The following is a 25,288-nucleotide window of genomic DNA, read 5'->3' as shown; positions in this document are numbered from 1 at the left end:
CGAACCGCCGGCATTTGCTGGCGGTTTTTTTTGGCCATTTGCCACCGATAGGCTTTCTCAATCCTCAACATTACTTTAGGTTTTTTGACTTCGTCTGATTTTTCAAGGATTATCCAAGCCGTTACTTTGATAAATGGCGAGAGAATCATGAAGTCGAAATCGGGCGCGTGGGCGGCGGGGCTGCTGGCCCTGGCGGTGATAGGGGGCGGCGGGCTGTATTGGAAATTCGGCCGCGGCGAGCAACAGGGCGGCTGGGCCATGGCCCCGGCCAAGGTGGCGGTCGCGCCCGTGCAGCAGGCGGACTTTCCGGTGGCGCTGTCGGGCATCGCCACGCTCGAGGCGACGCGTCAGGTGCTGGTGTCGGCCGAAGCCGATGGCCGCGTGGCGCGGATCCTGTTCACGCCGGGCGAGCGGGTGCGCGCCGGCCAATTGCTGGTGCAACTGAACGACGCGCCCGAGCAGGGCGAACTGGCGCGCCTGCAGGCCCAGGCCAGGAACGCGCGCGCCTTGCTGGAGCGCACCCGCCGCCTGGTGCCGCAACAGGCCGCCACCCGCGAACAACTGGAGCAGGCCCAGGCCGACTACGACCAGGCCATCGGCGAGATCAAGCGGATCCAGGCGCTGATCGACCAGAAGCGCGTCAAGGCGCCGTTCGACGGCGTGCTGGGCGTGCGTCGCGTCAACCTGGGCCAGTTCGCCCGCGCCGGCGATCCGCTGGTGTCGCTGACCGATGCGGCCAGTGTCTACGCCAACATCACGTTGCCGGAGCAGGCGCTGGGCGTCCTGCGCTCCGGCCAGCCGGTCACCGTGACGGTCGATGCCCATGCCGGCCGGGTGTTTGACGGCGCCGTCACCACCATCGAACCGCAGGTCGATCCAGGCACGCGCACCGTGCGGGTACAGGCCACGCTGGCCAATGCCGACGGCGCCCTGGCGGCGGGCATGTTCGCCCACGGCCAGGTGGTGCTGCCGCCGCGGCCGGGCGTGCTGACCGTGCCGGAAACCGCCATCAGCTACAGCGCCTATGGCGATTCGGTCTATGTGGTGACGCCGCCCAAGGCCGGTGATGCGTCGGCGCCGCCCACCGTGACCCAGGCCTATGTGCAGACCGCCGAGCGCGTGCGCGGCCGGGTGGTGGTGACCAAGGGCCTCAAGCCCGGCGACCGCGTGGTGACCTCGGGCCAACTGCGCCTGCACAACGGCGCGGCCGTCGAGATCAGCACCCAGGACACCGTGGCGCTGGACGCCGCGGCGCCATCCGTGGCGCAAGCCCGCTGAGCCCGCGGAGCCGATCATGAAATTCACCGACCTGTTCGTGCGCCGGCCGGTGCTGGCGCTGGTGGTCAGCACGCTGCTGCTGTTGCTCGGGCTGCGCGCCCTGAGCGGCCTGCCGATCCGCCAGTACCCGCTGACCGAAAGCACCACCATCACCATCACCACGCAGTACCCGGGCGCTTCGCCCGACCTGATGCAGGGCTTCGTCACCCAGCCGATCGCGCAGTCCGTCGCCACCGTCGAAGGCATCGACTACCTGTCTTCGTCCTCGACCCAGGGCCGCAGCGTGATCACGGTGCGCATGAAGCTCAACGCCGATTCCAATAAGGCCATGACCGAGGTCATGGCCAAGGTCAACGAAGTCAAATATCGCTTGCCGCAGGACGCCTACGACCCGGTGCTGGTCAAGTCGGCCGGCGAGGCGACGGCCGTGGCCTATGTGGGCTTTTCCAGCTCGACCATGTCGCTGCCGGCGCTGACCGACTACCTGTCGCGCGTGGTGCAGCCGCAACTATCGTCGATCGACGGCGTGGCCAGCGTGGAACTGTACGGCGGCCAGAAGCTGGCGATGCGGGTCTGGCTCGACCCAGACCGGCTGGCCGCGCGCGGCATCTCGGCCGGCGAGCTGGCCGAGGCCCTGCGCCAGAACAACGTGCAGGCCGCGCCCGGGCAGGCTAAGGGCCTGTACGTGGTGGCCAACATCAAGGTCAACACCGACCTGGTCAACGTGGCCGAGTTCCGCGACATGGTCATCAAGCGTGAAGGCGACGCCATCGTGCGCCTGGGCGACGTAGCCACTGTCGAACTGGGCGCGGCCTCGACCGACTCCAGCGGCCTGATGGACGGCGAGCCTGCCGTGTACTTCGGCCTGAATGCCACGCCGGTCGGCAACCCGCTGGTGATCGTCAAGCGCCTGAACGAGTTGCTGCCCGGCATCAAGCAGAACCTGCCGCCCGGCACCAGCGTGCAGGTGCCGTTCGAGCTGGCGCGCTTCATCAGCGCGTCGATCGACGGCGTGGTGCACACGCTGATGGAGGCCGTCGTCATCGTGGTGGCGGTGATCTTCCTGTGTCTCGGTTCGTTGCGCGCGGTGCTGATTCCGGTGGTCACCATTCCGCTGTCGATGCTGGGCGGCGCAGCCATCATGGCGCTGTTCGGCTTCAGCGTGAACCTGCTGACGTTGCTGGCCATGGTGCTGGCCATCGGTCTGGTGGTGGACGACGCCATCGTGGTGGTCGAGAACGTGCACCGCCATATCGAAGAGGGCAAGTCGCCGGTGCGCGCGGCTCTGATCGGCGCGCGCGAAGTGGCGGGCCCGGTCATCGCCATGACCATCACGCTGGCGGCGGTGTATGCGCCGATCGGCCTCATGGGCGGCCTGACCGGTTCCTTGTTCAAGGAGTTCGCCTTCACGCTGGCGGGGGCGGTGGTGGTGTCAGGGGTGATCGCGCTGACGCTGTCGCCGGTAATGAGTTCGTTCCTGCTCGACAGCCAGGTGTCCGAAGGCCGGATGGCGCGCCGCGCCGAACACTTCTTTGCCCGCTTGGGCGACGCCTACGGCCGGTTGCTGGACGTGTCGCTGCATCATCGCTGGGTCACCGGCCTGGTGGCGGTGGGGGTGATGGCCAGTTTGCCGTTCCTGTACAACGCCGCCCAGCGCGAACTGGCGCCGGTCGAGGACCAGTCCACCGTGCTCACCGCGATCAAATCGCCGCAGCACGCCAACATCGACTACGTCGAGAAATTCGGCAAGCAGTGGGACGATGTGATGGCGACGCTGCCCGAGCAGAAGGGCCGCTGGCTCATCAACGGCTCGGACGGCGTATCCAATAGCATCGGCGGCGTGGACTTCGTCGACTGGCGCGAGCGCAAGCGCTCGGCCGACCAGATCCAGGCCGACATGCAATCAATGGTCAACCAGATCGAGGGCAGCAATATCTTCGCCTTCCAGCTGCCGCCGCTGCCGGGCTCGACCGGCGGCCTGCCGGTGCAGATGGTCATCATGAGCGCGGCCGACTACCCGGTGGTGTACGAGGCCATGGAAAACCTGAAGCAGGCGGCGCGCGCCAGCGGCCTGTTCATGGTGGTCGACAGTGACCTGGACTACAACAACCCGGTGGTGCAGCTGAAGGTGGACCGCGCCAAGGCCAACAGCCTGGGGGTCACCATGAGGGCGGTGGGCGACACGCTGGCGGTGCTGGTGGGCGAGAACTACATCAATCGTTTCGGCATGGACGGCCGCTCGTACGACGTGATCCCGCAGAGCCTGCCCGCGCACCGCATCTCTCCCGAATCGCTGGCGCGGTATTACGTCAAGAGCGCCAGCGGCGCGCAGGTGCCGCTGTCGAACATCGTGTCGGTGTCGATGGGCGTGGAGCCCAACAAGCTGACCCAATTCAACCAGCTCAACGCGGCTACCTTCCAGGCCATCCTGATGCCCGGCGTGACCATGGGCGATGCGGTGCAGTTCCTGACGCGCCAGGCGCAGCAGTTGCCGGCCGGCTTCAGCTACGACTGGCAATCGGACGCGCGTCAGTTCAGCCAGGAAGGCTCGGCGCTGATGATCACCTTCATCTTCGCCATCATCGTCATCTACCTGGTGCTGGCGGCGCAGTACGAAAGCCTGCGCGACCCGTTCATCATTCTGGTGAGCGTGCCGCTGTCGATCTGCGGCGCGTTGATCCCGCTGGCGCTGGGCATGGCGACCATCAACATCTACACGCAGATTGGCCTGGTGACGCTGATCGGGCTGATCAGCAAGCACGGCATCCTGATGGTGGAATTCGCCAACGAGATGCAGATCAGCCATGGCCTGGACCGGCGCGGCGCCATGGAGCACGCCGCCCGCATCCGCCTGCGTCCGATCCTGATGACTACCGCCGCCATGGTGGTGGGCCTGATCCCGCTGCTGTTCGCCAGCGGCGCCGGCGCCCACAGCCGCTACAGCCTGGGCCTGGTGATCGTGGTCGGCATGCTGGTCGGCACGCTCTTCACGCTGTTCGTGCTGCCCACCGTCTACACCTTGCTGGCGCGCGACCACCGCGCCGCCAACGACACGCCGCGCGCCCGCGAGCTGGCGCAGGCGCAGGCCGAGGACGCGCGGTCGGCCGCCGCGCCGCGCCCCGCCGCAACGCACTGAGGAGCCGACCATGAAACATCCCGATCTGTCCCAACGCCTGCGCCGTGGCGCCACGGTGCTGCTGGCCGTGCTGGCTACCGCCGGCTGCGCCGTCGGCCCCGACTACCGGAAGCCGCGGGCCGCGCCGGTGGCGCTGGCCAGCCCCGAGCAGGCGCTGTTCTCCACCGACCGCGTGCAGCAGGATTGGTGGAAGCAGTTGCAGGACCCGCAGCTGGACCGCCTGGTCACCCTGGCGCTGCAACGCAACCACGACATCCGCATCGCCCAGGCCCGCCTGGCCGAGTCGCGCGCGGCGCTGGACGAGAAGGAACTCGACCAGTTCCCCACCGTCACGCTGGGCGGGCGCTTCGAGCGCAGCCTGTCGCAGGCCAACCCCGGCGTGACGGGCGAGCGCAACCTGGCCAAGAGCTACCGCGCGGGCTTTGACGCCACCTGGGAGATCGACCTGTTCGGCCGCCTGCGCCGCGCCGCCGAAGGCGCGGCCGCGCGCAGCGAGGCCCAGGCGGCCGACTTGGCGCAGGCCCGCATCGTGGTGGTGGCCGAGGTGGCGCGCAACTACTTTGAACTGCGCGGCGCCGAACAACGCCTGGCGGTGGCGCGCGCCAACCTGGACAGCCAGCGCGACAGCCTGCGTGTGATCCAGGCCATGGTGTCGGCCGGCCGCGGCGACGAGGGCGACCTGGCCAGCGCCCGCGCCGAGTTGGAAACGGTGCAGGCCAGCGTGCCGCTGCAGGAAACCGCGCGGCGCCTGGCGCGGTACCGCCTCGCGGTGCTGGCCGGGCTGCGGCCGGTGGAGCTGGGCGAGCTGGACGCGGCCACGCCGCAGCCGCCGCTGGCGGCGCGCCTGCCGATCGGCGACGTCGGCGCCTTGCTGGCGCGCCGTCCCGACGTGCGGGCGGCCGAGCGCAACATGGCGGCGGCCAATGCCGACGTGGGCGTGGCCACGGCGGAACTGTATCCGCGCATCGACCTGGGCGGCTTCCTCGGTTTCGTGGCTCTGCGCGGCGCCGACTTCGGCAGCGCCTCCAGCCGCGCCTTCAGCGTGGCGCCCGGCGTCAACTGGCCGGCCTTCCACCTGCCCACCGCGCAGGCGCGCAAGCGGGCGGCGCAGGCGCGTTCGCAGGGCGAGGTGGCGCGCTACGAGCAGACCGTGCTGCAGGCGGTCGAGGAACTGGAGGGGGCGCTGACGCAGTACGGCCAGACCCAGCAGCGGCTGGGCAGCCTGGCACAGGCGGCCGCCTACAGCGGCCGCGCGGCGGAACTGGCGCGCCTGCGCTACCGCGAAGGCAGCGCGCCCTACCTGACGGTGCTGGACGCGCAGCGCACGCAGCTGCGGGCGCAGGACGCGGTGGCGGTGGCCGAAACGGCCTCCTATACCAGCCTGGTCGCGCTCTACAAGGCGCTGGGCGGCGGCTGGGAGGCGCCGTTCGTGGCACCATAGGGGCTTAGCGCCTTACCGACCTTCCATGTCCGACGACCTCCTGTCCCACCCTATTTCCTGGCAGCCGCACCAGCCGGCGGACCGCGTGCTCATGGCGCTCAAAACGCGCGGCCCGCAATCGGTCGCGGTCATCGCCAAGGCGCTCGACGTCACGGCCGAGGCGGTGCGCCAGCAGATGACGCGCCTGCACGCGGACGGGTTGGTGGATTCGGAAAGCCGCAGCGCGGGGCGCGGCCGGCCCACCCAGATCTGGTTCCTGACCGAGGCCGGCCAGCACCGTTTTCCCGACACGCACGCCGACATGACGGTGCAGATGATCAACGCCGCGCGTCAGGTGTTCGGCGAAGAAGGCGTGGACAAGCTGATCCTGGCGCGCGAGGCGGCCATGCGGGCCAACTACCTGCAGGCATTGGCCGACGCCCGGGACCTGCCGCAGCGGCTCGAGCAACTGGTGCGGGTGCGCTCGGCCGAAGGCTACATGGCCGAGATGCGCCGTGACGGCGATGACTTCCTGTTCATCGAGAACCACTGTCCCATCTGCGCGGCGGCCCAGGCCTGTATGGGCTTTTGCCGCAGCGAGCTGGCGCTGTTCCAGCAGGTGCTGGGCCAGGATGTGCGGGTCGAGCGCGAAGAGCACATCCTGCTGGGCGCGCGCCGCTGCGCCTACCGCATCAGCGCGCGCGCCTGACCTTGCGGCGCGCCCGGCATCGCCGCGAGGTCGGCCTTGCGTCAGGATGCCGGCGATGAACCGTCGTCCCAGCCCCCCAGCGCCTTGTACAGCTCCACCGCGTTGACCAGCCGGCGCTGCTGCAGCCGGATGTATTCCTGTTCCGACTCGAACAGGCTGCGCTGTGCCTCCAGCATCTCCAGGTAGTTCGCCACCCCGCGCGCATAGCGTCGCTCGGCCAACCGCTGGCGTTCGCGGTCGGCGTCGCGCACTTTGCGCTGGGCCGCGATCTGGTCGCGCAGCGCATCGCGCGCCGACAAGGCGTCGGCCACATCGCGGAACGCCGCCTGGATGCTGCCTTCGTACTGCGCCACCGCGATGTGCTTGCGGGTCTCGGCCAACGACAGGTTGGCGCGGTTGCGGCCGGCGTTGAAGATCGGCAGCGTCAGGCGCGGCGCGAAACTCCAGCCGCCGCTGCCGCCGCTGAACAGATCCGAGAAGCGGTCGGCGGTGGTGCCAATGTCGGTGGTCAGTTGCACCGACGGGAAGAACGCCGCGCGCGCCGCGCCGATGTCGGCGTTGGCCGCGCGCAGCGCCTGTTCCGCCTGGCGCAGGTCGGGGCGGCGGGCCAGCAGTTCGGACGGCAGGCCAGCGGCCAGCGGCGTCAGGGCCTGGCTTTCCAGCGGCGTGGCATCGACACCGACCGGCAGCGCGAAATCGCCCGCCAGCAGGCCCAGCGCATGCCGCGCCAGGTTGGCCTCGCGGGTCAGCGCGGCGAGCGTGGCGCGCGAACTCTCCACCAGCATCTGCGCGGTGCGCAGGCCGATGGCCGTCTCCAGCCCGGCGTCGTAGCGGCGCTGGGTCAATGTCAACGTGGTCTCGCGCAATGCCAGCGTGTCGGCGGTCAGGCGCAGTTGCTCGGCCAGCGAGCGCTGGTTGAAGTAGGCCGTCGCCGTCTCCGCCACCAGCGCCAGCGTGGCGGCGCGGTGGGCTTCTTCACTGGCCAGATAGCGCGCCAACGCGGCGTCCGACAGGCTCCTGACCCGGCCGAAGAAATCCAGCTCGAAGGCGGTGATGCCGACAGCCGCGCGGTAGCGGTTGGCCACCGGCATGCGCGGCTGGCCGGGCTCGGCCGCGCGGCCGCGGCTGAATTCGCCGCTGGCGTCGATGGCCGGCAGGCGTTCGGACTGCTGCACGCCGTACAGCGCGCGCGCCTCCTCGATGCGCAGCGCCGCCACCCGCAGGTCGCGGTTGTTGGCCAGCGCGGCCGCGATCCAGGCCTGCAGCGCCGGGTCGTTGAAATAGGCGCGCCAGTCCTGTGGCGCGGCGGCCTGGCCGGGCAGTGCCGGCGTGTCGTACTGCGCCGGCACCGGCGCCGCGGGGCGCTCATGGGTCGGCGCCAGCGAGCAGCCGGACAGGGCCAGCGCCAGCAAGGTCATTGCCACGGTTTTCATGGCGTCGTCTCCAGCGTTTCGCGGCCTGCGGGGCGCGCGGGGCGGGCGCGCATGCCGACCATGCGCCCCACGATGAGAAAGAACAGCGGCACCAGGAACACCGCCAGCACAGTGGCGGTGATGATTCCGCCGAGCACGCCGGTGCCGATGGCGGCCTGCGCGCCGGACGCGGCGCCGCTGGCCAGCGCCAGCGGCAGCACGCCCACGCCGAAAGCCAGCGAGGTCATCACGATCGGCCGCAGCCGCAGCCGCGCGGCCTCCAGCGTGGCCGACAGCACGCCCTGGCCGTCGCGCACCAGGTCCTTGGCCACTTCCACGATCAGGATCGCGTTCTTGGCCGACAGGCCGATGGTGGCGATCAGGCCGACCTTGAAGTAGATGTCGTTCGGCATGCCGCGCACGGTTACCCCCAGCAGCGCGCCGATCACGCCCAGCGGCACCACCAGGATCACCGCCAGCGGAATCGACCAGCTTTCGTACAGGGCCGCCAGCGCCAGGAACACAATCAGTACCGATAGCGCGAACAGCACCGGCGCCTGGTTGCCCGACAGCCGCTCTTCGTACGACTGGCCTGACCAGTCGAAGCCGATGCCGCGCGGCAGCTCGGCCGCCAGCGCCTCCATGGCGCGCATGGCTTCGCCGCTGCTGTGGCCCGGCGCCGCCGAGCCGTTGATGGTAAATGACGGAAAGCCGTTGTAGCGGTTCAACTGCGGCGGTCCCATTGACCACTTCAAGGTCGTGAAGGCCGACAGCGGCACCATCTGGCCTTGCAGGTTGCGCACGTGCAGGCGCGAGATGTCATCCAGGTCCACGCGACGTTTGCCATCGGCCTGCACCGTCACGCGCCGTACCTGCCCGTTGAGCATGAAGTCGCCGATGTAGTCCGAGCCGTACATCACTGCCAGCGCGGTGTTGATCTCGTCGATCGGCACGCCCATGGCCTGCGCCTTGTCACGGTCGACGTGCAGCTGCAGTTGCGGCGCTTCTTGCTGGCCGGCGAACACCACGTCCGTCAGCGCCGGATGTTCCGCCGCCTTGGCCAGCAGTTGCTGGCGCGCCCGCGTCAGCGCTTCATAACCGACCCCGCCGCGGTCCTGCAGGCGCAAGTCGAAGCCCGAGGTCGAGCCCAGATCGGGCAACGGCGGCGAGTTGAGCGCGAACACCATCAGGTTCTTGCGCGCGGCAAAGACCTCGTTGATGCGCTTGACCACTGCGTCCACCTGCAACGCCGGGTCGCGCCGCTCCTTCCAGTCCTTGAGCGTGACGAAGAACATGGCCGAGTTCGGGCCGCTGCCGTACTGGCTGAAGCCGTTGACCGAGTACACGTACTGCACCGGCTCATGCTCCATCATGTAGCGCTCGACATCCTTGACCACGGCCATGGTCTCGGCCTGCGGCGAGCCTTGCGGCAGGATCACCATGGCCATGAAGCTGCCCTGGTCTTCGTCAGGCAGGAACGATGAGGGCAAGCGCGCGAACAGCAGCGCGGCCACGCCGATCACCAGCGCGTAGGCCAGTCCGAAGCGCAGTGGCCGCGCCAGCACGCCGGCCACCTGCGCCGTGTAGCGCGTGGTCAGGCGCGCGAAGGCGCGGTTGAACCCGCCGAAGAAACCGCGCTTTTCGTGGTGACCGGCCGGGACCGGCTTGAGCAGGCTGGCGCACAGCGCCGGCGTCAGCGACAGCGCCAGGAAGGCCGAGAAGGCGATGGACACCGCCAGCGTCACGGCGAACTGGCGGTAGATGTTACCCACCGCGCCGTCGAAGAATGCCATCGGCACGAACACCGACACCAGCACCACCGTGATGCCGACGATGGCGCCGCTGATCTGGCCCATGGCCTTGACCGTGGCGTCATGCGGCGACAGGCCTTCTTCGGCCATGATGCGCTCGACGTTCTCGACCACCACGATGGCATCGTCCACCAGGATGCCGATGGCCAGCACCATGCCGAACATCGTCAGCACGTTGATCGAATAGCCCAGCCCCAGCATCACCCCCAGCGTGCCCAGCAGCGCCACCGGCACCACCAGCGTCGGGATCAGCGTGGCGCGCAGGTTCTGCATGAACAGATACATCACGCAGAACACCAGCGCCACCGCTTCCAGCAGGGTCATCAGCACCTTCTTGATCGAGATCTCGACGAAAGTGGAGGTTTCATACGGAATGTCCCAGCTCACGCCCGGCGGGAAGTACTGGGCCAGCTCGCGCATGGTCTCGCGGATGCGGCGGGTGGTCTCGACCGCGTTCGAACCCGGCGCCAGCTTGATGCCCAGGCCGGTGCCGGTCATGCCGTTGACGCGCGACAGGTACATGTAGTCGGTGCCGCCCAGTTCCACCCGCGCCACGTCCTTCAGGCGCAGCGTGGCGCCATCGGGTTGCGCGCGCAGCGGGATGTTGGCGAACTGTTCCGGCGTATGCAGCGATTCGCCCGCGACGATGCTGGCGTTCAGCGGCGCATCCTTTGGCACGGCCTGGTTGCCCAGCTCGCCGATGGTGACACGCGCGTTGTGGCTGCGCAGGGCCGAGACGATGTCCCCCGGCGTCAGCGACAGGGCGGTGAGCTTGACCGGATCGGGCCAGATGCGCATCGCCGCTTCCGCGCCGAACGACTGCACCTTGCCCACGCCTTCGACCCGCCGCAGCGCCTGCAGTACGTTGGAGGCGGCCAGTTCGCCCAGTTGCATGTCGTCCAGGCTGCCGTCCGACTTCAGCGACACCACCAGCTGGATGTTGTCGGCCGCCTTTTCCACCCGCACGCCGTCGCGCCGCACCGATTCGGGCAGGCGCGGCTCGACCGCCTTCAGGCGGTTCTGCACTTCCACTGCCGCGATGTCGGGGTTGGTGCCCTGCTTGAAGGTCAGGTTGATGCTGGCCCAACCGGTGGAATCGCTGCTGGAAGCGGTGTACATCAGCCCCGGAGCGCCGTTCATCTCGCGTTCGATGATGGCGGTGACGGCTTCCTCGACCACCTTGGCCGAGGCGCCCGGATAGCTGGCGCCGATATTCACTACGGGCGGCGCGATGTCCGGATACTGCGCCACCGGCAGCGCGCGGATCGACAACACGCCGACCAGCGCGATCAGCAGGGAGATCACCCACGCGAAGACGGGGCGATCGATAAAGAAACGCGCCATGGCGGTTTACCTTTTTGCTTGTTTTTCCCCGGTCGCCGCGGGCGCGCTTGGCGCGGCCCGCTCGACCGGTTTGATTTTCTGGCCGGGGGCCAACTGCGCGGCGTTTTCCACCACCACGCGTTCGCCGCCTTGCAGTCCCTCGGTGACGACCCAGTTCGGGCCCAGCAGACGCTGCGCGGTGACCGGCACGCTGCGCAGTTCGCCGTCGTCCCCCGCCACCAGCAGATGGGCGCCGCCGGCATTGCGCAACAGGGCATCGCGCGGCACCAGATAGGTGTCGCGGTTGACGGCCTGCTCCAGCCGCACCCGCACATACATGCCCGGCAGCAGCGTGCGGTCGGGGTTGGCGAACAGTGCGCGCATGGTCACGTTGTCGGTGCCCGGGTCGACCGCCAGGTCGGCGAACGACAGCGTGCCGCCCTGGCCGTACTCCGAGCCGTCCGGCAGCAGCAGGCGCACCCGCATCTTGTCGGGCGCGACGCCTTCCAGCGCGCCGGCACGGATCTGCTTGCGCAACTGCATGACCTCGGCCGCCGGCTGCGCGAAGTTGACGTAGATCGGATCGAGCTGCTGCACCACCGTCAGCGGCGTGGCCTGGCCTTCGCCCACCAGCGCGCCCTCGGTGACCAGCGCGCGCCGCGCGCGGCCGTCGATCGGCGAGGTGACGCGCGCGTACGCCAGCCGCAGCCTGGCACTTTGCAGATTGGCCTTGGCCAGCGCCACCTCGGCGCGCGCCTGGCGTTCCTCGGCCACGCTCTCGGCGTGATCGCGTTCGCTGATGGCGCGGTCCGACACCAGGTCGGCGTAGCGGCGCAACTTGTCGGCCGCGGCCGACAGGTTGGCCTGGGCTCTGGCCAGGGCGGCGGCTTGGGAATCGTAGGCCGCTTGCAGTGGCGCCGGATCGATCTGGAACAGCGGCGCGCCGCGCGCCACCTCCTGGCCCTCGTCGTACAGGCGCTGAATGACGATGCCGGCCACGCGCGCGCGGACTTCGGCTTCGCGATAGGGCTCCAGCCGGCCAGGCAGTTCGCTGGCAACGGTGGTGGGGGTGGGCTTGGCCACGATGATGCCGATTGCGGCGGGCGCCTTGGCGGCTTCCGGTGTTTCCGGCTTCGAACAAGCTGAAACAAGAAGCAATACGGATGCGAATGCGAGCGTTCTTAGTGGGACTCGGTGCGACATTTTTTAGAAGTTATTGTGGGGGTGCCCATGGCGGGCGAGGAGGGAACGTGCGCGGGTTTTCCCTGTGGGGAACGCAGTCTATCATTTAATCCGTCACGCTTGATTAATTGTTTTGTTCAAAAGTATGCTGGCGGCTGCATACTTTTTTACAGTGCGCAGACGGCGGCCCCCGCAAGGCGGGCCGCCGTTTTCATGTCCATCCGTTCAACCCATTTCTACAAGGAGATCTTTGTATGGCCCGCAAGACGAAAGAAGAATCCCAACGCACCCGCGATCGCATCCTGGACGCCGCCGAGCACGTGTTCCTGTCCAAAGGGGTGGCCAGCACCACGATGAGCGATATCGCCGACTTCGCGGGCGTGTCGCGGGGCGCCGTCTACGGCCATTACAGGAACAAGATCGACGTCTGTATCGCCATGTGCGACCGCGCCCTGGGCGAGGCGGTGTCGCTGACCCGGGTCTCCACCGAGGGCGAGGCGCTCGAAGCGCTCTATGCGTCGATGCGCCAGTACGTGCAGATTTATGCCGAGGAAGGCTCGGTGCAGCGCGTGCTGGAGATTCTCTACCTGAAATGCGAGCGCAGTGACGAGAATGCGCCGCTGTTGCGCCGCCGCGATCTGTGGGAACGCCACGCCCTGCGCACTTCCGAAAAACTGCTGCGCGCCGCCGTCAGCCGCGCCGACCTGCCGCCGGCCCTGGACGTGCGCCTGTCCAATATCTATCTGCACTCCCTGGTCGAGGGCGTGTTTGGCACCATCTGCTGGTCCGATCGCCTCAAGGGCGATATCTGGCCGCGCGTCGAGCGCATGCTCCGCGCCGCCATCGACACGCTGCGGCTGTCGCCGCAACTGAGGACGCCGCTGGCCGTGTAGCGCGCCCGGTTCGTGCCCCTACAATCCGGGCATGACCCTCAAGCAACTCGAAGCCTTCTACTGGGCCGCCACCTGCGCCAGTTTCGCCGTGGCGGCCGAGCGCCTGCACCTGTCGGTGTCGTCGCTGTCCAAGCGCATCGCCGAACTCGAGGAAACGCTCGGCCAACTGCTGTTCGACCGCAGCGGCCACAAGGCGGTGCTGACCGACGCCGGCCAGCGGCTGCTGCCACAGGCGCGCGAACTGCTCGCCGCGGCCGACCAGATCCGCGCCTCCATGACCGAAACCCCGAGCCTGCGCGGCCGCTGCCGCTTCGGCGTGGGCGAGCTGACCGCGCTGACCTGGCTGCCCCGCCTGATCGGCGTGGTGCGCGCCGCCTATCCCGATCTGGTGTTGGAGCCTTATGTGGACATCGGCCAGGTGCTGGAGCAACGGGTCGCCGATGGCGAACTGGACTTCGCCGTCATCGCGGGCCGGTCGTCGCGTCCCGGCATTGCTTCCACGCCGATCGGCGAGGCGGCATTCGCCTGGGCCGCGGCGCCGTCCGTGCTGGATGGCGCCACCGCGATGTCGCCCGAATTGCTGGCCCGGTTGCCGCTGGTGACCCTGCCGGCTGGCGCCGGCACCACCCGCATCATCGATGATTCGCTCGCCGGGCGTGGCGGCGCGGGCGAGCGCCTGTGCTGCAACAACTGGGGCGCCATCGCCGGTCTGCTGATCGAGGGGACCGGGGTCGGCTTACTGCCGCGCCACTGGGCCCGGGCGCTGGAGGCCGAGGGCAGTTTGCGGGTGCTGCGCTGCGACCCCGAGCCGGCGGCGCTGCCGTATTCGTTCCAGTGCCGCCGCGATGATGTCCGGCCGCTGGTTGCCGAGCTGCGTGCCGCGGTTGGCGCGGCGGTGGATTTCTCGGCGCCTTGCCGGCTGCCTTGAAGGTGGGGCTGTCCCCCCCTCGGCGGCCCCTCCTAGGCGGCCCCTCCTGTCCGCAAGGCGGTCGGTGGGGGCGCGGCGCGGGGGGGCGAAGGCCATCGCTCTATACAATCGGCGCGCGCCTGGCGCAGAATCCGACAAGAACGTGCGCAACGGGGGATGGACCCGGCGATGCGGCACGACCGGGGGCTGTTCCCTCGATGCCGGGCGGCGCGCCACCGGCGCGCGGGGAAGCGGGCCTTCGGAACCGACGGAGATCATTCATGCGTAAACTTTGCCTCGCCATGGCCGTGGCGGGAATGTTGGCCAGCGGGCTGGCCCAGGCTCAATCGACCTTGCGGATCGGCCTGCAGGACGACCCGGACGTGCTCGATCCGGCCCGTGCCCGCACCTTCGTCGGCCGCATCGTATTCGCCTCGCTGTGCGACAAGCTGGTCGACATCACCCCCGACCTGAAGTTCGTGCCGCAACTGGCCCAGTCCTGGAGCACCAGCCCGGACAACAAGACGCTGACCTTCAAGTTGCGCACCGATGCCGTGTTCCACGATGGCACGCCGATCAATGCGGCGGCGGTCAAGGCCAATCTCGACCGCGCCCGCACACTGCCCGACAGCAACCGCAAGAGCGAACTGGCCACCGTGGCCAGCGTTGACGCGCCCGACGCCAGCACCGTGGTGCTGCACCTTTCCGAACCCGATGCATCGCTGCTGTCCCAGTTGTCCGACCGCGCCGGCATGATGATCTCGCCCGCCTCCTTCGACAAGGACCCGGGCGGCAAGCCGGTCTGCTCGGGCCCGTACCAGTTCAAGGAACGGGTGCAGAACGACCGCATCGTGCTGGAGAAATTTCCCAAGTATTGGGACGCCGCCAACTATCACTTTGACCGCGTGGTGTTCACGCCGATCCCGGACAACACCGTGCGCCTGAACAATCTGCGCGCCGGCGACCTGGACATCATCGAGCGCGTGGCGCCCAGCGACGTCAAGGCGGTCAAGGACGACGCCAACCTGCGCCTGGCCCCGGTCACCGGTCTGGGCTTCCAGTCGATCTCGGTCAACCTGGGCAATGGCGCGCGCGCCAACAACCCCCTGGCCAAGGACAAGCGCGTGCGCCAGGCGCTCGACCTGGCCATCGACCGCGACGTGCTCAACCAGGTCATCGGCGAAGGCCAGTACCAGCCGGCTTACCAGCCGTTCCCGCCGGCCAGCTTCGCCTACAACAAGTCGTTCGAGCACACCGGCCGCGATCCCAAGAAGGCCCGGGCGCTGCTCAAGGAGGCGGGCTTCGACCGCGTCAAGTTCGAGATCACCTTCGGCAACAACACCACCATGCAACAGGTGTTCGAACTGGTGCAGGCCATGGGCGCCGACGCCGGCTTCGACATCACCTTGCGACCGGTCGAGTTCGCCTCGCTGCAAGCGTCGCTGGCCCGCGGCGATTTCGAAGTGGGGCAGAACGGCTGGTCGGGCCGGGTCGACCCCAGCGGCAATATCCACCAGTACCTGAGCTGCAAGGGCAACCTGAACGACGGCAAGTTCTGCGACCCGCAGGCGGACAAGCTGCTCAATGAGGCCCGCGCCGAGTCCGACCCCGCCAAGCGCCGCGCCCTGTATGACGAGGTGCTGTCGGTGATGCAGGAGCAGCGCCCCATCATCTACCTGTTCTACCTGCCCTGGACCTTCGGCGCCCAGAAGAAGGTGGAGGGCTTCGTGCCGTATCCCGATGGCCTGATCCGCCTCAAGGGCGTCAGCCTCGCCAAGAAATAGGCATCAAGACTGACACGGGACCCGGCTGCGGGTCCCGTTTTTACATGTTCTCGCGGCCACCGGCCCCGCGCCGTCCGCAACAGGATCGCACCATGTTTACGACTCGCCCGGAAATCCTCGGCACCTTCGGTGTCGTGACCTCCACCCATTGGCTGGCCAGCTCGGCCGGCATGTCGCTGCTGGAGCGCGGCGGCAACGCATTCGACGCCTGTGTCGCCTCGGCTTTCGTGCTGCAGGTGGTCGAGCCCCACCTGGTCGGGCCGGCCGGAGAAGTGCCGGCGGTGTTCTATTCCGCCCGCACCGGCCGCGTCGAAGTGCTGTGCGGCCAGGGCACCACGCCCGCCGCCGCCACGCTCGAACGCTACCGCGCCGAAGGCCTCGAACTGATCCCCGGCAATGGCCTGCTCGCCACCGTCATTCCCGGCGCCTTCGATGCCTGGATGCAGTTGCTGCGCGACCACGGCACGATGCGGGTGCGCGACGTGCTGGAGCCGGCCATCTATTACGCCGGGCATGGCCATGCGCTGATGCCGCGCATTTCCAACACCATTGCCGGCCTGAAGGATTTTTTCCAGGCGCACTGGCCCACCACCGCCCAGGTCTACCTGCCGGGCGGCAATGTGCCGCAGGCCCGCAAGCTGTTCCGCAATCCCGCGCTGGCCGCCACCTGGACCCGCGTGCTGCAGGCCGCCGAGCAGGCCGGCGGCGACCGCGAGCGCCAGATCGAGGCGGCCCGCGATGCCTTCTACCGCGGCTTCGTCGCCGAGGCCATCGACAAGTTCGCGCGCGACAACGAGGTCATGGATGAAAGCGGCGCGCGCCATCGCGGCGTGATCACCGCCGACGACCTGGCCGGCTGGTCGGCCAGCTACGACCCGCCCGCGACCTATGACTACCATGGCTACACCGTGGCCAAGGCCGGCGCCTGGAGCCAGGGACCGGTGTTCCTGCAGACCCTGGCGCTGCTCAAGGACATGGACCTGGCCGGCGTCGGCCCGACCAGCGCCGAGTTCGTGCACCGCGTCACCGAAGCCATGAAACTGGCCTTCGCCGACCGCGAGGCCTACTACGGCGATCCGGCCTTCGTCGACGTGCCGCTGGCGCAACTGCTGTCCGACGAGTACAACGACGCCCGCCGGGCCCTCATCGGCGAACGGGCCTCGCAAGACCTGCGGCCCGGCCAGATCCCCGGTTTCGAGGCGCAGGTGGCGCGGGTGATGGACACCCTGCAACGCCTGTCCAAGGTGTCGGACCCCGGCAGCGTGACGCGCGAGCCGACGCTGGCCGACATGCGCGCCTCGGTCAAGCGCGGCGACACCACCCACGTGGACGTCATCGACCGCTGGGGCAACATGATCTCGGCCACGCCTTCCGGCGGTTGGTTCCAGTCCTCGCCGGTGATCCCGGAACTGGGCTTCGGCCTGAACACCCGCGCCCAGATGTTCTGGCTGGAAGCGGGCCTGCCAGGCACGCTGGCGCCGGGCAAGCGGCCGCGCACCACGCTGACGCCGTCGCTGGCGCTGCGCGAGGGCCGGCCGTACCTGGCGTTCGGCACGCCGGGCGGCGACCAGCAGGAACAATGGCAACTGCTGTTCTTCCTGCGCCATGCGCACCATGGCCTGAACCTGCAGGAAGCCATCGATCTGCCGATGTCGCACACCATGCACTTTCCCTCTTCGTTCTACCCGCGCGACCGCAAGCCGGGACACCTGGCGGTGGAAAGCGGCTTCGGCGCCGAGACCATCGCCGCCCTGCGCGCCCGCGGCCACCAGATCGAGGAAGTGCCCCAATGGTCGGTCGGCCGCCTGACCGCCGCCTCGCGCGACGCCGACGGCCTGCTGCATGCGGCCGCCACGCCGCGCTTGATGCAGGCCTACGCGGTTGGCCGTTGAGCCGCGTGCCGGCGCGCCCGCCGGGCGGGCGCCGGCACGGTTGCGGCGATTTGCCGCCATGGGCTATCTTTTGCCCATGACGCCTATCCAGCAGAGCCCGGCGACCGGGGCTCCTCCCCTTGCGGGACACGAACCTCTCTTCATCGTCCTGAACACCGGCTCCGGGCGCGGCGACGCGCAAGCGCTGCAGGACATCATCCGCCGTGTGCTCGACGAGGCTGGCCGACGTTATCAACTGATGCCGGTCGACGATCCGACGCGCCTGGCCGCCACCGCTCGCGACGCCGTGGCGCAGGCGCGCCAGGCCAACGGCATCGTGGTCGCCGCGGGTGGCGACGGCACGCTCAACGCCGTTGCCGGCCAGGTGCTGGGGCAGGGCGTGCCGTTCGGCATCCTGCCCCAGGGCACCTTCAATTATTTCGGCCGGCGTTACGGCATCTCGCAGGACACCGAATCCGCGCTGCGCGGCTTGTTGGGCGGCGAACTGCGGCCGGTGCAGGTCGGCCTGCTCAACGGCCGCCTGTTCCTGGTCAATGCCAGTCTGGGCCTTTATCCGCAATTGCTCGAAGATCGCGAAGCCTACAAGCAGCGCTTCGGCCGCAGCCGCATGGTGGCGCTGTGGTCGGGCCTGGTGACGCTGCTGCGCGCGCCGCGCCAGCTCAGCCTGCGGCTCGACTACGAAGGGCGGATGCGCGACCTGCGGTCGCCGACCCTGGTGGTGGGCAACAACCGTTTGCAGCTGGAACACATCGGCATCGATCCCTCGGAACTGGACCGCAACCGCCTGGTGGCGATGGCGGCGCGCCCGGTCGGTACGCTGGCGCTATATGGCCTGCTGCTGCGGGGCCTGTTCAGCCGCCTGGGCGATGCCGAACATGTCGTCAGCTTCGCCTTCGATCGCCTGATGGTCTCGATCCGCGGACGGCGCCGCGTCAAGGTCGCCATGGATGGCGAAATCTCGTGGATGCAGACGCCGCTGGAATTCAAGGTGTCCGACGTCCCCCTGCCGCTGGTGGTGCCGGTCAAGGCCCCGGACCAGGAGCGGTCATGACGCGCATCCTGCAGTTCTCGGATACGCACTTCGGCACCGAGCGCAAGCCGGTGCTCGAGGCCGCGCTGGACCTGGCGCGCACGCTGGCGCCGGACCTGGTCGTGATCAGCGGCGACATCACCCAGCGCGCCCGCCGCGGCCAGTTCGCCGCCGCCCGCAAGTTCATCGAGCGCCTGTCACTGCCGGTGCTGGCGGTGCCGGGCAACCACGACATTCCGCTGTTCAACCTGTTCGCGCGCGCGCTCAACCCTTACGGCAACTACAAGCGCGCGCTCGGCGCCGTGCTCGAACCGGTCTATGAGACCGGCCGCCTGCTGGCGATCGGGGTCAACACCACGCGGCCGCGCCGCCACAAGGACGGCGAAATCTCCGACACCCAGATTGCGCGGGTGGCGCAGCGCCTGCGCCAGGCCCGGCCCGGACAGTTGCGGGTGGTGGTGGCGCACCATCCGGTACGCGCCAAGGTCGAATCCGACCGCTTCAATCTGCTGATCGGGCGCGAGCGCGCGCTGGCCGCGTGGGCCGAGGCCGGCGTCGATTTGATCCTGGGCGGCCATATCCATCTGCCCTATGTGCTGCCGGCCAGCGCCGATCCGGCCCTGGCGGCCGGCTGGGCGGTGCAGGCTGGTACGACCTGCTCGCGCCGGGTGCGCGGCAATATTCCCAATTCGGTCAATGTGATCACCCGCCAGGGCGAGGGCGAAACCCGGACCTGCCATGTCGAGCGCTGGGACTATGCCGACGCGACCCACGCCTTCGCGCCGGTCGATAAGACCCTGGTGACGGGGTAGGGCGCGGCGATGGGGAGCGCTGCGCAGTCTGCGCTGATCGATGCCTGCGCGGCATGGGTATCGGCCCACGCGCTGCTGTTGTTCCTGCTGCTGCCGCTGGGCGCGGCGACCGTGGCGGTGGCCATGGCGCGCGTCAGCGCGCGGGCCGCGCCGGTGGTGCGCGCGGCCGGCTGGGGCGCGGCCGTGGCGCTGGCCGGCGCGCTGTTCCTGACGCTGGCCTACGCGGTGACGCGGCCCGGCGTGGTGGTGGAATTCGACAGCGCCCTGGCCGGCGCGCTCAGCATGTCAATGGGCGATTCCCTGTTATGGCTGCTGTCCTGGTTCACCACGCTGGGCGACCGCGACGTCCTGACGGTATTCGCCATTGTGATGACCCTCGCGCTGCTGGCGCGCCGCCAGTGGGGCCTGGCGCTCTTCTGCGTGGCTGCCACCGGCGGCGGCGGGCTGATCAACCGTGTCCTCAAATACGGCTTCGAGCGCGCGCGGCCCGAGCACGATCACGGATTTGCCACCGCGCTGGGCTGGAGTTTTCCCAGTGGTCATGCCTCGGCCGCGATGGCGGTATACGGCACGGCCTGCTACCTGGCCTGGCGCCTGGCGCCCGCGCCCTGGCGGCTGCCGGGCGTGGCGCTGGCGGCGGGGCTGGTGATGGCGATCGGCCTGAGCCGCGTCCTGCTGCAAGTGCATTTCGCCAGCGACGTGGTGGCCGGTTTCGCCATCAGCTTCGCCTGGCTGGTGCTGTGCGCGGCCGTGGCCGAACGCCAGGCTGCCTCAGCGCGGCGCGATCAGGGCGTTCAATAGGCGGGCGTCGGGTGCGCCGTCCGGGCGCGGCCGCAGCGGCGCGCAGGCGTAGCGGCCGCCGGCGGTGGTGATCGCCTGGTCCAGGCGGCGCGCGCGCTCGGCCGGCGGCGGTTGCAGGTCCACGATCAGCTTGCCTGCCACAGGCGCGGTCACTTCGCCGTCGCTGAAGCGCTCCAGCGTGCGGTCGATCTCGCGTTCGCGCGGCAGGGCCAGCACGATGGTGTCGGATTCGGCCAGCGCCTCGCGCGCCGAGGTCGCCAAGGTGGCGGCGCCACGGAAATCCTCGCAACGGTCCGGATCGACGTCATAGACGGTCAGGGCGATGTCGGGCTCGGCCGCAAGCAGGCGCCGCGCCGCCTGGGTGCCGGTGCGGCCCATGCCGACGATGCTGATGCGCGGGCTCATGGCTTGGGGACCGACCAGGTGCTGACGATATGGGCCAGCGGTTCATCGCTGCCGGCGCCGGTCAGGATGACCTCGCCCGCCGCCAGGCGGCCCACCTTGAGCAGCCGCGCATCGGCGTGGATCGCGCCGGCCGGGCTTTTGCGCAGGAAATTGATGGTCAGGCTGGCGGTCACCGCGTGCGCCTGGCCGGTGGCGCCGACCACGGCGGCATACATGGCCAGATCGGCCAAGCCCATCAGCATCGGACCGGCAACGATGCCACCGAGCCGCTGGTGGCTGTCGCGCGCCGGCAGCACGGCCCGCGCCGTGCCGCGGCCGATATGCCGGACCTCGATGCCGAGCAGGAGCGAAAAAGGGTGCTGCTCGGCCAGCAACAGCCGGAAGTCGGCCAGGCTGATCAGCGGCGCGTCGGGATCGGCGCAGGGCGGGGGCGTGGCAGTCATCGTTGTTCCAGCGCGAGACAGTAATGATCCAGCAGGACGTCGGCCTGCTGGCCCAGTGATTTCAAGCGGCGGGTATGCAGCAGCAGCAACAGCCCGATCAGGTAGGTGAAGACATTCATCTGTTCGATCTGTACCCGCTCGGCCGTCCAGGACTTGGTGTGGGCCAGCGCCTGCCCCAGCACGTCGACACATTGCCGCAGCCGGTCGTTGAGTTGCTCGTCCATGTCGCGGCCGAGCCCGCGCGGGCCCAGCCCCTGGAACAGGTACAGCCCCAGCGAGAAATCGGTGCGGCGCTCGGCGTAGTAGCCGAAAAAGGCCTGGATGGCCCGGCGCGCCGCCGTGGCGGGAACGCCGGTGGCGGTCGCGCCCAGCAGGTGGGCGTGCAGGCGCTGCAGGGATTCGTCCAGCAGGGAGCCATATAACGCCTCCTTGCCCGCGAACCAGGGATAGATCGCGCCCGTCGTGCAACCCGCTTCCTTGGCGATGGCGCGCAGGCTGGTCTTCTCCAGGCCGTCGCGCTCGAACACGCGCTGGGCGGCGTCCAGGATGAGTTGCCGCCGCAGGGCGGTCAGGCGTTCGTTGCGGTCGCTGCGGGGCGTACGGAGGGTCATTGGGGGTATCCAGGTGTTCTTGAATAATATCGGCGCTTTATTCAAATAACAATGTCATTTCTAGTGGGTGAGGGGAGTGCCGCGCACGCGCTCCGGCAGCCCGTCGGCGGGTGCCAGGGAGATCGGGAATCGGTCTTGAAATGGATCTGAAAGAAACCAGGGATGGGTTCGACAAATATTAGGGCCAGGGCTGAAAGTCGCATGGATACGTGGTCATTGGTAAAAAGCAGGGTTAGCCCTATGGGGAGTCGGTCTGATGTTGCAATATCCCAACAGGCCTGTCGCAAACCTGCACTTTTCTGGTGTCGACCATAGCCAGCCCCCCCGATTTTTGATGCAATAGCGTCAACTTCCCTTCGCGGAGTTAGGGGGGCGGCAGGCTGGTTTGCTGGATTGCTGCTCTTGTCACTCAAATCAACGGAGATTTCTTAAATGAAAAAGACTCTGCTCGCTGCCGCCCTGCTCGCCGGTTTTGCCGGTGTCGCCCAGGCAGAAACGTCTGTCACCCTGTACGGCATCATCGACACGGGCCTCGGCTACAACAAGATCAGCGGTGGCACTGACGCTCAGAACGGCAGCAAGTTCGGCATGATCAACGGCGTCCAGAACGGTTCGCGCTGGGGTCTGCGTGGTTCGGAAGATCTGGGTGACGGCCTGCGCGCTGTTTTCCAACTGGAATCGGGCTTCGACTCGGGTAACGGCACCTCGGCTCAAGGTGGCCGTCTGTTCGGCCGTCAAGCCACGATCGGTCTGGCCAGCGACAGCTGGGGTCAAGTTGACTTCGGTCGTCAAACCAACATCGCCTCGAAGTACTTCGGTTCGATCGATCCGTTCGGCGCCGGTTTCGGCCAAGCCAACATCGGTCTGGGCCTGAGCGCCGCGAACACCGTCCGCTACGACAACATGGTCATGTACCAGACCCCGTCGTTCAGCGGCTTCCAGTTCGGCGTCGGCTACTCGTTCAACGCCAATGACACCAACACCGCTCAGACCGGCTTCCGCACCGCTGACAACACCCGCGCCATCACGACCGGCCTGCGTTACGTCAACGGCCCGCTGAACGTCGCTCTGTCGTACGACCAACTGAACGCCTCGAACAAGCTGACCCAAGGTCAAGTTGACGCCACCCCGCGTCAATACACCATTGGCGGTTCGTACGACTTTGAAGTCGTGAAGCTGGCTCTGGCCTACGCTCGCACGACCGATGGCTGGTTCGGTAGCCAGGACGTCAAGACCTCGGCTGGTTCGATCGGCTTCGGCACCAACGCCTTCGCCGATGGCTTCAAGGCCAACTCGTACCTGGTCGGTCTGTCGGCCCCCATCGGCGGCGCCAGCAAGCTGTTCGGTTCGTGGCAGCGTGTGTCGGCTTCGAACGACAAGCTGACCGGCGACGACGCCACGATGAACGTGTTCAGCCTGGGCTACACCTACGACCTGTCCAAGCGCACCAACCTGTACGCCTACGGTTCGTACGCCAAGAACTACGCGTTCCTGGATGGCGTCAAGTCGACCGCCGTCGGCGTGGGCCTGCGTCACCGCTTCTAATCGAAAGCAGGGTGCAAGCCCTGCCAAGATTCGTAGTGCATGAGCTGGCTGCGGCCAGCTCATATGAAGCCACCCTTCGGGGTGGCTTTTTTATTTGAATCAGTGTCCGTCGTGGCCCGAAATCGGGTGGGCGCGAGGCGCCTGGATGGAGATTGCGGTATCCTGTTTGCGTCCCGTCAAAGACTGCGATTGTTCCACCGGAGAAATGCAGTCTTTCACCCGCTGTTCACGCTACAGAGTTCAGCCGGAAGTAACCGCGCGAATGCTACAATCCTAAGGTTTGCGCATTTGACGGACGCCTGAATGAACCTGCAACAGTATTTCCCCGTCCTGCTGTTTATCGTAGTGGCCACCCTTATCGGGTTCGCGCTTCTGACGGCGGGCTCCCTCCTTGGCCCGCGGCGTCCCTACGCCGAGAAGCTATCCCCCTATGAGTGCGGCTTCGAAGCGTTCGAAGACGCGCGCATGAAGTTTGACGTGCGCTACTACCTGGTGGCGATCCTGTTCATTCTTTTTGACCTGGAAATCGCGTTCCTGTTCCCGTGGGCCATCGCCCAGGGTACGGTTGGAATCGTCGGCTTCTGGACGGTCATGGTTTTCCTCGCCGTGTTGACCGTCGGCTTCATCTACGAATGGAAAAAGGGCGCGCTGGACTGGGAATAACCCGCCGGGTTATTTCATCACCGCACGCTATCAGAGACGAATATGGCTATAGACGGCATTCTCAAGCAAGGGTTCATCACAACCAGCGCCGACAAGTTCCTTAACTGGGCGAAAACCGGCTCCATGTGGCCCATGACCTTCGGCCTGGCCTGTTGCGCGGTCGAGATGATGCACGCGGGCGCGGCCCGCTACGACCTGGACCAGTTCGGCATCATCTTCCGCCCGAGCCCGCGTCAGTCCGACCTGATGATCGTCGCCGGCACGCTGTGCAACAAGATGGCGCCGGCGTTGCGCAAGGTCTACGACCAGATGCCCGAACCGCGTTGGGTGGTGTCGATGGGCTCCTGTGCCAATGGTGGCGGTTACTACCACTACTCGTATTCCGTGGTGCGCGGCTGCGATCGCATCGTACCGGTAGACGTCTACGTGCCGGGCTGCCCGCCCACGGCCGAGGCGCTGGTCTACGGCTTGCTGCAGATGCAGAACAAGATCCGCCTGACCAACACGATTGCGCGCTGAGTTTGCGCTCCGGTCCGCGGCCGCCGCAAATGCCGCCGCAGGATCCCGCGAAACAGCGTATCGGTTCACCTAAGCGTACAAGATGATGACCAGGCTCGAAACCCTGAAAAACAATTTGCAGACCACCCTCGGCGCGGACATCGCGCTGACCGAGGCGCTGGGCGAGCTGACGCTCGAAGTGCCCGCGCAGCAGTGGTTCTCCGTCTGCAACAAGCTGCGCACCGAAGCCGGCCTGCGCTTTGAAATCTGTATCGACCTCTGTGGCGTCGATTACCTGACCTGGGGCAACGGCACGCGCCAGCTGCCCGAGGAAACCAACGCCAAGGTGCACCGCTCGCGTTTCGCCGTGGTCGCGCACCTGCTGTCGGTCGAGCACAACTGGCGCCTGCGCGTGCGCACCTGGGCGCCGGACGACGAGTTCCCGATGGTCGCATCGCTGATGGAATGCTGGCCGGCCGTGGGCTGGTTCGAGCGCGAGGCGTTCGACCTGTACGGCATCGTCTTCGAAGGCCACCCCGACCTGCGCCGCATCCTGACCGACTACGGCTTCATCGGCCACCCGTTCCGCAAGGACTTCCCGCTCTCGGGCACCGTCGAAATGCGCTACGACCCGGAACAGAAGCGCGTCATTTACCAGCCCGTCACGATCGACCCGCGCGAGATCACGCCGCGCGTGGTGCGCGAAGACACCTACGGCTTGGGACGTTGAATC

The 25,288-nt window shown here is 67.9% G+C and carries 21 protein-coding genes; 15 read left to right on the top strand and 6 right to left on the bottom strand.

The annotated features are described in order from the left end of the window. Positions 1-147 precede the first annotated feature (147 nt). From K2W61_RS02280 to K2W61_RS02265, 4 genes are read left to right on the top strand one after another with little or no spacing between them, the layout of a single operon-like run. A complete protein-coding gene (locus K2W61_RS02280; protein ID WP_236754995.1) occupies positions 148-1,278 on the top strand; it encodes an efflux RND transporter periplasmic adaptor subunit in 1,131 nt (376 codons plus the stop codon). A 16-nt stretch (positions 1,279-1,294) separates the two neighbouring features. Further along, entirely contained in the window at positions 1,295-4,414 is a 3,120-nt protein-coding gene (locus tag K2W61_RS02275; RefSeq protein WP_236754994.1) for a MexW/MexI family multidrug efflux RND transporter permease subunit, read from the top strand. Between the two features lie 10 nt (positions 4,415-4,424). After that, positions 4,425-5,855 (top strand): efflux transporter outer membrane subunit, encoded by a 1,431-nt coding sequence (locus K2W61_RS02270; protein ID WP_175131386.1) that lies wholly within the window; start codon positions 4,425-4,427, stop codon positions 5,853-5,855. A gap of 25 nt (positions 5,856-5,880) precedes the next feature. Then, positions 5,881-6,543, top strand: coding sequence for a helix-turn-helix transcriptional regulator (locus K2W61_RS02265; protein ID WP_236754993.1), 663 nt, complete (start codon positions 5,881-5,883; stop codon positions 6,541-6,543). 41 nt (positions 6,544-6,584) lie between these two features. Here K2W61_RS02265 and oprZ read toward each other — a convergent pair whose 3' ends face one another. Genes oprZ through K2W61_RS02250 form a run of 3 tightly spaced genes read right to left on the bottom strand, consistent with a single transcriptional unit; the run spans position 6,585 to position 12,292 of the window. Then, a complete protein-coding gene (oprZ, locus tag K2W61_RS02260) occupies positions 6,585-7,976 on the bottom strand; it encodes a multidrug efflux RND transporter outer membrane subunit OprZ (RefSeq protein WP_175131388.1) in 1,392 nt (463 codons plus the stop codon). After that, positions 7,973-11,110: a multidrug efflux RND transporter permease subunit AxyY gene (gene axyY, locus K2W61_RS02255; RefSeq protein WP_175140894.1), complete on the bottom strand. Its 3,138-nt coding sequence runs from the start codon at positions 11,108-11,110 to the stop codon at positions 7,973-7,975. Before axyY ends, oprZ begins: the two co-directional genes overlap by 4 nt. 6 nt (positions 11,111-11,116) lie before the next feature. Further along, positions 11,117-12,292, bottom strand: coding sequence for a MexX/AxyX family multidrug efflux RND transporter periplasmic adaptor subunit (locus tag K2W61_RS02250; RefSeq protein WP_175140893.1), 1,176 nt, complete (start codon positions 12,290-12,292; stop codon positions 11,117-11,119). A gap of 233 nt (positions 12,293-12,525) precedes the next feature. On the opposite strand from K2W61_RS02250, the gene axyZ reads away from it, so the two are divergent. From axyZ to K2W61_RS02215, 7 genes are all read left to right on the top strand, one after another. Continuing rightward, positions 12,526-13,164, top strand: a complete 639-nt coding sequence (gene axyZ / locus K2W61_RS02245) for a multidrug efflux transcriptional repressor AxyZ (RefSeq protein ID WP_175140892.1) — start codon at positions 12,526-12,528, stop codon at positions 13,162-13,164. A gap of 31 nt (positions 13,165-13,195) precedes the next feature. Beyond that, complete coding sequence (locus K2W61_RS02240) at positions 13,196-14,092, top strand: LysR family transcriptional regulator (protein WP_175131391.1); 897 nt, start codon at positions 13,196-13,198, stop codon at positions 14,090-14,092. A 260-nt stretch (positions 14,093-14,352) separates the two neighbouring features. Beyond that, positions 14,353-15,855, top strand: coding sequence for an ABC transporter substrate-binding protein (locus tag K2W61_RS02235; RefSeq protein WP_175131392.1), 1,503 nt, complete (start codon positions 14,353-14,355; stop codon positions 15,853-15,855). Positions 15,856-15,947: 92 nt separating this feature from the next. Beyond that, on the top strand, positions 15,948-17,747 hold the full coding sequence (locus tag K2W61_RS02230) for a gamma-glutamyltransferase family protein (protein ID WP_175140891.1): 1,800 nt from the start codon (positions 15,948-15,950) through the stop codon (positions 17,745-17,747). Positions 17,748-17,805: 58 nt separating this feature from the next. Then, positions 17,806-18,798: a diacylglycerol/lipid kinase family protein gene (locus K2W61_RS02225; RefSeq protein ID WP_217467941.1), complete on the top strand. Its 993-nt coding sequence runs from the start codon at positions 17,806-17,808 to the stop codon at positions 18,796-18,798. After that, the gene (locus K2W61_RS02220; RefSeq protein ID WP_236754992.1) at positions 18,795-19,589 is read left to right on the top strand and encodes a metallophosphoesterase family protein; all 795 of its coding nucleotides are present in this window, start codon (positions 18,795-18,797) and stop codon (positions 19,587-19,589) included. The genes K2W61_RS02225 and K2W61_RS02220 overlap by 4 nt, the downstream gene beginning before the upstream one ends. A gap of 9 nt (positions 19,590-19,598) precedes the next feature. Continuing rightward, on the top strand, positions 19,599-20,390 hold the full coding sequence (locus K2W61_RS02215) for a phosphatase PAP2 family protein (protein ID WP_175140889.1): 792 nt from the start codon (positions 19,599-19,601) through the stop codon (positions 20,388-20,390). Here the strand turns inward: K2W61_RS02215 and K2W61_RS02210 are convergent. Genes K2W61_RS02210 through K2W61_RS02200 form a run of 3 tightly spaced genes read right to left on the bottom strand, consistent with a single transcriptional unit; the run spans position 20,361 to position 21,849 of the window. Then, positions 20,361-20,795, bottom strand: coding sequence for an NAD(P)-binding domain-containing protein (locus tag K2W61_RS02210; protein WP_175133023.1), 435 nt, complete (start codon positions 20,793-20,795; stop codon positions 20,361-20,363). The two genes, K2W61_RS02215 and K2W61_RS02210, sit on opposite strands and share 30 nt — an antisense overlap. Then, a complete protein-coding gene (locus K2W61_RS02205) occupies positions 20,792-21,238 on the bottom strand; it encodes a PaaI family thioesterase (RefSeq protein WP_175140888.1) in 447 nt (148 codons plus the stop codon). Before K2W61_RS02205 ends, K2W61_RS02210 begins: the two co-directional genes overlap by 4 nt. After that, positions 21,235-21,849 (bottom strand): TetR/AcrR family transcriptional regulator, encoded by a 615-nt coding sequence (locus K2W61_RS02200; protein WP_236754991.1) that lies wholly within the window; start codon positions 21,847-21,849, stop codon positions 21,235-21,237. Before K2W61_RS02200 ends, K2W61_RS02205 begins: the two co-directional genes overlap by 4 nt. 432 nt (positions 21,850-22,281) lie before the next feature. Here K2W61_RS02200 and K2W61_RS02195 point away from each other — a divergent pair, with 432 nt between their 5' ends. The 4 genes from K2W61_RS02195 to K2W61_RS02180 all read left to right on the top strand — a co-directional run bounded on the left by K2W61_RS02195 (position 22,282) and on the right by K2W61_RS02180 (position 25,285). Beyond that, positions 22,282-23,394, top strand: a complete 1,113-nt coding sequence (locus K2W61_RS02195) for a porin (RefSeq protein ID WP_175133026.1) — start codon at positions 22,282-22,284, stop codon at positions 23,392-23,394. A 303-nt stretch (positions 23,395-23,697) separates the two neighbouring features. Then, entirely contained in the window at positions 23,698-24,057 is a 360-nt protein-coding gene (locus K2W61_RS02190) for an NADH-quinone oxidoreductase subunit A (protein ID WP_020924744.1), read from the top strand. A gap of 42 nt (positions 24,058-24,099) precedes the next feature. Continuing rightward, positions 24,100-24,576, top strand: a complete 477-nt coding sequence (locus K2W61_RS02185; RefSeq protein WP_006217960.1) for a NuoB/complex I 20 kDa subunit family protein — start codon at positions 24,100-24,102, stop codon at positions 24,574-24,576. Positions 24,577-24,658: 82 nt separating this feature from the next. Then, on the top strand, positions 24,659-25,285 hold the full coding sequence (locus tag K2W61_RS02180) for an NADH-quinone oxidoreductase subunit C (RefSeq protein WP_175133027.1): 627 nt from the start codon (positions 24,659-24,661) through the stop codon (positions 25,283-25,285). Positions 25,286-25,288 lie beyond the last annotated feature (3 nt).

Origin of the sequence: Achromobacter pulmonis (genome assembly GCF_021733725.1) — a bacterium.
Classification (GTDB): Bacteria; Pseudomonadota; Gammaproteobacteria; order Burkholderiales; family Burkholderiaceae_B; genus Achromobacter; species Achromobacter pulmonis.
This window is presented reverse-complemented; position numbering and strand designations above follow the sequence as displayed.